This is a genomic window from Veillonella sp. ZSJB6, from assembly GCF_051549505.1.
Classification (GTDB): domain Bacteria; phylum Bacillota; class Negativicutes; order Veillonellales; family Veillonellaceae; genus Veillonella.
Genome location: NZ_JBPUGE010000008.1, coordinates 23,564 through 34,055, shown reverse-complemented (window position 1 = coordinate 34,055; position 10,492 = coordinate 23,564). Strand labels below are relative to the sequence as shown.

Below are 10,492 nucleotides of genomic sequence, written 5' to 3'. Positions count from 1 at the left end.
TAAGCCAGTTACGCCAGTAAATCCTAATCCTGTTATTCGTGGTGCGTACGATACACCTCATATGCGTGGTATTCGTTCTGCTGTAGTAGGTAATATCAATGCTTGGCGTACATTAGCTGACGATATGTATCGCCCTCGTGTATTGCAACAAGGCGAGCCAACAGGTATTTGGGCTCGCATCGGTGGTGGTAAATACAGCTACTCTGGCAGTGGTATCGACACAGCTACAGATTATACACGCATCCAAGGTGGTTATGATGCTAAAATCAGCCGTGGCTGGACTGTAGGTGGTCAAGTATCCTACCTTCGTGGTTCTGAAGACTATGTATTCGATGGCTCTGGCAAGGTTAAATCCTTCTCTGTTGGTGCTTATGGTTTGAAAGACCTTGGTAAGGATCAATATGTACATGTAGAAACGCAAGTAGGTCGTGTATCTAATGACTTCACAGCGCGTAATGAAATTGGTGACCCTATGTCTGGCGATGCAAAATCCAATGCATATAGCATCGGTGTTCGCTATGGCAAAACATTGAAATACGCTAATGGTTTCTATGTAGAACCACAAGCGCAATTGAACTTCACACACTTCGGTGGTCGTAACTTCAATGTAGGAAATGTGTCCGTTAACCAATCTGGTGTGAATAGCACTTCTGGTAAGCTTGGCCTTGAATTGGGTAAACAATTCGGTAGTGGCAATATCTATACACGCTTTGCTGCAGGTCATGCTTTCACAGGCAATGTAAAAACTGCATTCGCTAGCGGTAGTGTTGTGAAATTAACAGAACAAGATCTCAAAGGCACTTGGACTGAATTTGCCTTCGGTGGCCGTTATGGCTTTAATAGCAACAATAGCGTATTTGCTGACGTTGCTACAGGTTTGTCTGGTGACTACCAAGCAGACTGGGGCGTGAATGCTGGTTTCACACATAAGTTCTAAGTGTAGATTTATTAAATAATCTTTTGTACAATAGCTAACATATATAGCCTCCTAATAGTAGAGTCGTGACTTTATTATTAGGAGGCTTTTATTGTATGGAGCATAGAACTAACTATATAGCCACCTATGCATTTTTCTTCTAACCTTAATGAAAAACTATATAGACGAAATACGATATATCGTGTATACTAATGAAAATGTAAGCTACTAGAATCATTATTGATTGAAGCACACTGTATTAATAAATTTACCATGCTTAGTATGGGGGTCTCTATGGGGATAAAAGTTCCTCAAGAGATAATATCTATTACATGATAAATGAAGTAGCTCTGGGGAGGGCACTTCGAGAGAGGAGACTTATGAAACTAATTAAATTATTACCTATTATGGCAATTGCTTCTGTATGTGTTGCTGGCCAAGTACACGCGGCACAAGATCCTTTGATGATGCCTGAACAACCTGCGGCTCCTTTGACTGCAGAACAACAAGAAATTTCTCTTGCTGTACCTAGCGAAGAGGTAAAATCTGTAGTATCTGAATTTGCAGCATTCCAATTGGGAATGAGCAATGCTTTAATCAAAGACGACAATCGCGTAATGTCTGGCCAACAACGTTATACTAATAACGTGTTGTACTACATGAATGTTCGTCGTGACTGGTACATTACAAGCCATCGCTATAAAAAAGATAGCTATGCTCGCGTAGCTTTAGATCGCTTGTACTTAGATTACAAAGAATTCTTCGAAAATCACACAACTGTGTCTGACATGAACAAAGCTGAATATGAAAACCAAATCTTGGCAATTCTTGAAAAGAATACAGCTAACATGTCTAACGATGAATTGCGTTTCTACATGAACGAAATGGTAATCTACAGCTTGCAACAAGCTATGCGCGATGGTAACAACCGCGTTAAACGCATCCGCTAATCGGTATAATTATAAATTTATACTTATGAAAGAGGTAACGGTAAAAGCCGTTGCCTCTTTTAGTTTTTATGGTTACTTTATTTCTGGAGAATGTGAGATAAATCACATAATAGTGGCTTTAATAGTACTATACTAATTCCATGACCTTATAGCTGTTTATATATAGGTAAGCCCTTACATACTATACATAAATTTACATAATAGTATTCAGGTATATGCAATTACTCCTAGATACAAAGCAATTACAATCCTTTTGGATACTATGTTCTTTCTCGTAAGCTATAGGTCGTACTAAAACAAATGGCCCCCGTAGGATTCATTCCTGCGGGGGCTTGTTTGTTAATTGTATTGGTTAATCTGCCCCTTTATGAATTATTATTTATGTTATTTACATATTTTTTCGATAGCAGTATAATTTAATCGTAGTAATCATGAGGGTAATATGAAGGGGAAGTATTTTGTAGTATAACAAGGGAGGCGTATGATTATGAATCACGCAAAGAAACTACAATTATTAGCAGTACTCGGAGTTTTAACCATATCTTCTTCTAGCTTGGTACAAGCAGCAGATATTCCTGTTGTTTCCTCTGGTGGTGCCACTTATAACATTGGTCTACAAGGTTGGTCATCTTTCACCAACTCAGACAATGTACATCTCGGTGGTCAAACTGGGGCGGCTAACAGCGATCCATATTCCCATACAGGGGATCCAAATGCAAAGGGTAATAATATTGCCATCGGCCGTCTTGCCCTGAATGGTTCTCAAGGTGGCGGTAATGTAGCATTAGGTGCTAAGAGCTTTGTAGGTGGTAAAGGTGACTATAACTTTTTAGGTAACTTTGCAGCAGGTTATAACTCAACTATTTCGGATACAATTGCGGTAGGTTATTTTGCAGGAGCTGGCTCTGAAGGTAATAAAAACGTATGGCTCGGTGCATCTCAAGCTGGCGGTGGTAAGGGGAATAATACTGTATTAATCGGTTCTAACTCTACTGTAAATGGTGATTTTAACTATGGTATGGGCCATGGCGTTATCTTTAAAGGTGATAAGAACTCCGCTATTGGTGCATATAACAAGATTGAAGGCAACCAATCTGGCGCCTTTGGTGTAGGTACATATAATGTAGATACTGTTAAGGGGGATAACTCCTACAGTGTGGGTAATAATAACCAAGTCAGTGCGAATAATACATTCGTAGTGGGTAATAATGTGAAAACATCGCTAGATAATGCCGTTGTATTAGGTAATAATTCTACTGCTGAAAGTAGTGATGTAGTGAGCACTCCTAGTTATACTTATAATAATGGTGTTACTGAAAAATTCGCTGGTACGGCTCCTGTGTCTACTGTATCCGTTGGTGCAGCCGGTCAAGAACGCACCATTACTCATGTAGCGGCAGGTCGTATTACTGCGGACTCTACAGATGCAGTTAACGGATCCCAATTATATGGCACAAACCAACAAATTGATGTATTGCACCGCGATGTGCGCCACGTGGAAAAAGAATCCAACCGCGGTGATGCTCGTGCTGCAGCACTAGCTGCATTACATCCACTACAATTTGATCCAGACCACAAGGTTCAAGTTATGGGTGGCTATGGTCACTATAAAGGCGAAAATGCATTGGCCCTTGGCGTAGGTTACTATCCAAAAGAAAACCTACTTCTCACTGCAGGTACAACTGTAAGTGGTGATTTGATGGCCAATGTAGGCGTGTCCTATAAATTCGGTGAAAATAAGACACTTGCTAAGATTTCCCCTGCATCCTATAACGCATTAGAACAACGCGTAGATACACTAGAAGCACAAAACAAAAAACTACAAGAAACAGTAGATATGCTTGTGCAAAAACTTAATGAAAAATAGGGTTTCAAGAATATGAAAGAGGTAATAACATTGTTATTACCTCTTTTTTTATATACATATAATAGTAAAATAATACGTTTCTAGTGACTACTTGTCTTGACATGCATATACATTATTAGATACACTTATACATATTTCATTTGTTGTTCATGAATTTTAAATGTAGAGAGTAATGAAACGTATTGTGTGTATCGCCTTGAGCGCTCTATTGTGTTGTGTGGGTACAGCTGAGGCAGAAAAACAACAATTACATACAGATAAGGGCGTAGTGTCTACTAAAACAGATAGTTCTATAAAGGCATCGGCTCATATAGATGTTGCGACTCATGTAAATACTGAGGGTAAGGTAAACTCCGATGAAAAAACAGCGCGTATGAAGACTGCATCTGAAGGCTTTCACATTACGCCTGCTGCTACGCCAGACCATGTGATTGGCCAAGGTGGTCCGCTCGTCATGGATCGTCAAGATACTAAGACCGTGCAGTATAGCAATGTGGATGCAGTGAACCGCGCCATTAATGCCGTGGCAATGTCTAATGTGTCCAATGCGATGTACGGTGCTAAAGGTAAACCATGGATGCGACGCACTACATTGAGTTTTCAGTTCCAAGAAGGGTGGAAGCCGCTCTATTCGGTGGAGACTGTTCAACCTTTAGGTCATTACGATAACTCGTCTCGTGATGTGTGGTTTACGCAGCAGCGCATTTCTCGTGCCTCAGACACAGGGACAACCCTCAACGTAGGCGTCGGGTATCGTCGTATTTCCAAGGATGATCGTCGCCTTTATGGGGCACATCTATTCTATGACCACCGGTTCTTGAATCGTCATAATCGACTCAGTGCAGGCCTTGAATATATGTCTGGTGAAAGCGAGTTCCGCTTCAACTGGTACGGTTCTGCTTCTGATGAACGCGTCCTAGATGTAAATTTACATACCTTGGAACGGGTGGCCAATGGTTATACTGTTGAATATGGTAAGACTTTCAAAAATGCTCGTTGGGCTAGAGTTTATGTAGAAGGATACCATTGGAATCAAGAACGTCAGGCCGATAAGAATGGTTTGCGCGTTGGCTCTGAGTTACAGCTCACACCACGTGTGTCTGTCGATATGGGCTATAACAAACCGGAACACAGCTCTGGCGGTGTATATGGTAAGATTACCTTCCGCTTAGCAGGCGCTCCAATGGCTTGGTATGGTGGCAAGCACCGTTTAGAAGAATCTGCAACGGTTCGTGATAAAATGCTCAATCTTGTAAGACGTACTAATACGATTTTTGTTGAGTAATAATTTTGATAACTGAATACACAAATTGAATAGTAATGCTATCTTTTTCATTCATATAATTTTAATGAAAATTAAATGAAAAATCATCTACTATTGTTGCTATATAAGTGATATACTCTAGGTAAGGGAATTTAGTGTTAATATCAATTGTTCTTTATAGATAATGGCTTTTATAAAAAGCCATTATCTTATTATGTAGACATATACTACTATAATGAGTAACTTATATCTTATTATGTAACTTATATTTAATACGTTATGTAGCTTATATGTTAATGTATTATATAGTTATTATCTTATTTTTGATGCCGTGTGATCGCCCGTTCATCTTAGTTACTCTCCAACGATTCAATAATCTTTGTGGTGAATTTACTTCAAAATCTCTCTCTTAATAACAAACTTAAATCATGCGGCGATGGTAAGAGGTTCGCCTTCCTCTTACTCAAAAAGGGTAGTTAATCCTAGTTGATTAACTACCTTTTTTATATTCTCTTAATAGATATATAAATTACTGTTTACAAAATACGTATACGTGCTACAATATTCATATAAGACTCATGAATAAAAAGTGAATTTTAATGCAAAGAGAGAATGATAGGTTTTGTAGTTTGTAAATGGAGGTTCTAAATTATGAACAAACGGAAACGTTTATTAACCTTGTTAATTAACGGTGTGTTGCTATCTAGTTTATGTATGGTAGCTAATGCTGCAGATAATGTAGCTGGCGCAGGTAGTGGCGTAGCTATTGGCACCGGCTCTAGTGCTCAAAAAGATGGAGTAGTTGCTATCGGTAAAGGTGCACATACCAATTATGCTGGCGGGTCTGGCTATGCTAAAGTTAATGGTGATGTCGTTATCGGCGAAAATGCAACAACTCATAGTTATTACGATCAATCCGGCTCAGTAGCTGTCGGTAAGAATGCGTATGTAGAAAATACGATTGGGAAACAAGACAAATTCTTTGCATTTAATCAAACTACTTTTAATACTTTTGGTTTGGGAAGTCTTCCACAACAACCAGATAAAGTTGTTACTGGTGTAGCAGTAGGCGATAATACTTATGTTAGAAGTGGTGGTACCATGGTCGGGTCCCATAATTATCGTGGGAAAATTGGTGATATCACTGTCAACACAGATACATATGCAGAGAAGCGTAAAGCTGGACTAGGCGTATACTCAACAACAGTGGGAGCGAATAGCTTTACCAATGGTACTGTCGCAACTACTACAGGTGCTTTAAATGTTATTTCCAGTAATTATGATGGCAATAATTCTGCTAATGCAATTAAAAATTATGGGGCTACTATTAATGGCTCTTTAAACTCTATTGAGTCCGCTACAGCAGCTAGTAAATATTCTGGATTAAGCAATACTGTTGTTGGTACTGCTAATAGAACCAATAATTCTAATGGTTCTTTGATTTTCGGTGCAGGTAATGAAATTACTAACTCTGTTACTGATATAGATGCTAGTTCAATAACACCAACTGCTTTTGGTGGTCCATCCTCGGTAACTGATTTAGCAAAAGATATGCGTAAATTAGTAAAGGATAATAAATCTGGTGGTTCAACCTTAGCTATTGGTGGCGGTAATAAAGCCGATTATACACAATTAACATCAATGACAGGTGTTAATAATACTATTACAGGGACTGCTGGCAATGTTGCAAAATTGAATCAGGTATCTGGGTACAATAATACAATTACTAATGCGTCTAATAATATTGTGATGGGTAATGACCATATTGTAACTGCTGATAATACAATTGCTATCGGTGGTCTTTCTTCTAGCGAAACTCGATCTGTTGCCAATACAACAACAATCGGTTATGATGCAAAAGCTTCTGTTGAAGGCGGTGTAGCCCTTGGTTATAAATCCAACGCAACCGTAGATAAAGGTGCAGCTGGTTATGATATCAGCACCAAAGCAGCATCTACTGATACAAGTTCTACATGGAAAGCGACAGCATCTGCTGTAGCCGTTGGCGATGTAGCTAATGATGTAACACGTCAAATTACATCTGTTGCAGCTGGTACAAATGATACTGATGCAGTAAACGTAGCACAACTAAAAAAGGTAGAAACTAAAATCTCTACTGTTGAGGCAGATGCTAAAAAACATACTACTGTAGTGGCAGGAGATAATACAACTGTTACAGCTGGTACAAATGCAAACGGCGGTGCTGAATACAAAGTAGCTGTAAATAAAGACTTAGTAGAGATGAACTCTGTTAACTTTGGTAAAGCAACTGACGATGTTCGTGCTCGTATCGATAAAGATAGCGCTCGCTTCTTTAACGGTAGCGAAAATATCGGTATTACACCTAAGGGTGTTCAAATCGAAAATACAGATACCTTAGAACAAGCAAAATTCGATAAATACGGTATGTACGCAAGTGAAGGGGACAAAACAGTTTACTACACTACAACTGGTATCAGCGCTGGCGATCAAATCATTAACAATGTAAAAGCCGGTGTAGCAGATACTGATGCGGTTAATGTATCTCAACTTAAACGCGTACAAGATCAAATTGCAGCATCTACTAGTGTTACAACTGTAACAGCTGGTGACCATATTAAGGTAACACCAACTGTAAATGGTAATACTCACGACTACAAGGTATCTCTTGCAGACGATATTGCAGACCAAATTACAAATAACACAACAAATATCACTAAAAATACAAATGATATCAAAAATATCAAAGGTGACTTATCCAAGATGGATAAACGCGTCAATAAATCTGTAGCAGGTGCAGCAGCGTTAGCAGCATTGCATCCACTTGATTTCGACCCAGATGCTAAATGGGACTTCGCTGCAGGTTATGGTCATTACCACAGTGGTGATGCGGCAGCTATCGGCGCTTTCTACCGTCCTAACGAAGACGTACAACTTAGCGTAGGTTCTACTGTAGGCAGTGATGAAACAGTATTCAATGCTGGTTTATCTGTGAAAGTAGGGGCTCATAGCGGTGTATCTCAATCTCGTGTAGCGATTGGCAAAGAAGTATTAGCCCTTAAGAAAACTGTAGCTGAACAAAATGCTCAAATTCAAAAATTGACTGCATTGTTGAACGGCGTTGCTGGTACTAAGATGAAAGCCGATCACACAACATTGTTCCCAGATATCCCTACAAATCACTGGGCATATGAAGCTGTAAGCGATTTATCCCGCCGTGGTCTTGTAGAAGGCTATCCAGATGGTACATTCGGTGGTGACCGCATGTTAACACGTTATGAATTTGCTCAAATCGTATACCGTGCAATTCAAGACGGCGTAACAGTTAACGATCGCCTTGTAACTGAATTCAGCCCTGAAATGGCATTGTTCCGTGTTGATACAGTGGCGAAAAATGCTAAAGGTGAACCAACAATCGAACGCGTTCGTGTTAACAAAAAATAAAGATGCTATTAATTGATAGTGTTCACACAACTTAATAAGTAACTACTATGCATACCTCAACTCCACCCCGAGGGCGCATAGTAGTGAATATAAAAAGGAGTAACTGATTATATCAGTTACTCCTTTTTGTTGTTATATAAGGCTCACTATTCTTTTTATTTGGCAAAATAACCTAGTGATTGAATGTGCGCGATGGACTCGTTTAAATATTGCTCAGAGGACACAATGTGTTTAGTGCCATCATCTTTTGTTCTTTCAACGGTCATGTTTTCGTTCATAGTATCAATCAATTCTTGACGAGAAATTGGTTTTGCCATCAATTTCATGACGTACGATAAACCTTCATCAACAGAATAGTCTATTTGATTATACATATTGCCAAGGCACATGTATTGATAGCCACCTTTTTCAACCAGGGTGGATACATAGTTTATGAAATGCTCTGGAATATAGGTTTCATTTTCCACAAACGGTAATTGATCATACTTTTTAGCATACGTGTTGACATGTCCAACGATAGCAAGATGGAATAAACGTCTATACATAGCATCAGTATCGATTTCAGAATCAGGATGGTGTTCTTCAATATGTTTCATTATATCTGCTACATTGAATGGTCGTTTTGTATCCATTAATTCTTGAATGCTAATGTGCATAACATTGGTCCACTCTGGAGGAACACCAGGCTCTTCATCTAATGCATTGTTGAAGTATAGTGTATCTAGTACTTTCTTCTCAACCCTTTCGTCATGGGAAATTTTATCTTCGTTGCTACACTTTGTTAATAGGGCCATGCGGAACTGAGTATCATACACATAATCGTAGTACTGCTCCTTATCAATGTAGCTATCTCTAGCTAATGTTCTAATATTTTTTTCTACATCACTATCGAGCCAAGTGATAAAAGAACGATTTAAAGTTTCGTCGCCGATATAAGTGCAACCTTGTTGTTGAGCACGCTCAATAAATTCAGACACATATACAGGATCATTAATAGCTTCTAAGTATTCATGACCAACGTAGTAATCGTTAGATTGGATTACACGATTTATGTTTTTGATCTTATAATCAGAAATTTGTTGGGAACGTTCATCTAGCTTCATTGTTTCTGCAATGAGTTTTAATACATTTTTTGTGTAGACCGTACGCTCTTGTAATGAGTCGTTAGGTGCATGTTTTTCAGAATATAACATAATATCCCGCAATTGCTCTAACCGTTTCCAACCTGGATACGTATTATATGAAACATAGGCAATACCACGATCAGATAAGTTGCGACTGCAAATATTAAGGATTTTATCTTTTACCACATCAGGCACCCAAGACCAAATACCATGGACGATAATGTAATCGAAGGTACCAAATGAATCATCAATATCCATAATATCTTTTTCTAATAATGTAATATTTTTTAGCCCCATGGATTCAATTAATTCATTCCCATGCTTTACCTGAGTAGGGGATAGGTCGATACCTGTAAAGGTAGTCGTTGGATTATATAGGGCTTGGGGAATGATATTTCCACCGCAAGAAGAGCCCAACTCTAATACGCGCGCGTCTTCAACTGGTACTGGGTTTAAGCCATAAATAAGAGCTTTTGCCATTAAAGATGTAATACATGTATTGTAAAATGGTTTTGATACGTATAGAAAATCGTCGTAAGATTCCTTTAGGTCGTTAATTTTAGATTGATCTACACTAGTAATGTGTTGTTTACTCATTAGAATATATCCCCTCTATAACTAATATTCGTAAAATGGTCCTCATAATGATTTAGTATATCATAATTTCTATTATATATAATGTAAAATCTCATGATTTGTTCATTTATAAATTGAAATATGAGAAATTAGTGAAATGGACTATAAAAAGATAGGATAATTTCATATAGATGTTTTTCGTGATCTATATTTTATAGATAATATATAAATGAGGTTTGAAATTGAGAAAAATCAATCTTCATAAATCAATTAAACGTTTATTTATAACTATAGTTAATGTAGTTATCGATAAATGCCGAACTGCATTGAAATAAATAGATTATATTTTATAAAATGTGTATAAAACACAGA

General features: G+C 38.2%; 6 protein-coding genes. 5 read left to right on the top strand and 1 reads right to left on the bottom strand.

Annotated elements, in window-relative coordinates; all coding sequences use genetic code 11:
- The 5 genes from ACSV5T_RS08570 to ACSV5T_RS08550 form a co-directional block, all read left to right on the top strand.
- A partial coding sequence (locus ACSV5T_RS08570) for an autotransporter domain-containing protein (protein WP_438320801.1) occupies positions 1-937 on the top strand: 937 nt, incomplete at its 5' end.
- Positions 938-1,296: 359 nt separating this feature from the next.
- A complete protein-coding gene (locus tag ACSV5T_RS08565; RefSeq protein ID WP_438320800.1) occupies positions 1,297-1,866 on the top strand; it encodes a hypothetical protein in 570 nt (189 codons plus the stop codon).
- A 487-nt stretch (positions 1,867-2,353) separates the two neighbouring features.
- Positions 2,354-3,733, top strand: coding sequence for a YadA-like family protein (locus ACSV5T_RS08560; RefSeq protein WP_438320799.1), 1,380 nt, complete (start codon positions 2,354-2,356; stop codon positions 3,731-3,733).
- A gap of 172 nt (positions 3,734-3,905) precedes the next feature.
- The gene (locus ACSV5T_RS08555) at positions 3,906-5,018 is read left to right on the top strand and encodes an inverse autotransporter beta domain-containing protein (RefSeq protein WP_438320797.1); all 1,113 of its coding nucleotides are present in this window, start codon (positions 3,906-3,908) and stop codon (positions 5,016-5,018) included.
- A gap of 693 nt (positions 5,019-5,711) precedes the next feature.
- The gene (locus tag ACSV5T_RS08550) at positions 5,712-8,420 is read left to right on the top strand and encodes an S-layer homology domain-containing protein (RefSeq protein WP_438320832.1); all 2,709 of its coding nucleotides are present in this window, start codon (positions 5,712-5,714) and stop codon (positions 8,418-8,420) included.
- A 155-nt stretch (positions 8,421-8,575) separates the two neighbouring features.
- On the opposite strand, the gene ACSV5T_RS08545 is transcribed toward ACSV5T_RS08550, so the two are convergent.
- Entirely contained in the window at positions 8,576-10,141 is a 1,566-nt protein-coding gene (locus tag ACSV5T_RS08545; RefSeq protein WP_438320796.1) for a methyltransferase regulatory domain-containing protein, read from the bottom strand.
- Between the last annotated feature and the right edge of the window lie 351 nt (positions 10,142-10,492).

Excerpts from the sequence above, each read along its gene's own strand:
- ACSV5T_RS08555 (WP_438320797.1), top strand. The coding sequence starts at position 3,906 with ATGAAACGTATTGTGTGTATCGCCTTGAGCGCTCTATTGTGTTGTGTG.
- ACSV5T_RS08545 (WP_438320796.1), bottom strand. The coding sequence starts at position 10,141 with ATGAGTAAACAACACATTACTAGTGTAGATCAATCTAAAATTAACGAC.
- ACSV5T_RS08560 (WP_438320799.1), top strand. The coding sequence starts at position 2,354 with ATGAATCACGCAAAGAAACTACAATTATTAGCAGTACTCGGAGTTTTA.
- ACSV5T_RS08550 (WP_438320832.1), top strand. The coding sequence starts at position 5,712 with ATGGTAGCTAATGCTGCAGATAATGTAGCTGGCGCAGGTAGTGGCGTA.
- ACSV5T_RS08565 (WP_438320800.1), top strand. The coding sequence starts at position 1,297 with ATGAAACTAATTAAATTATTACCTATTATGGCAATTGCTTCTGTATGT.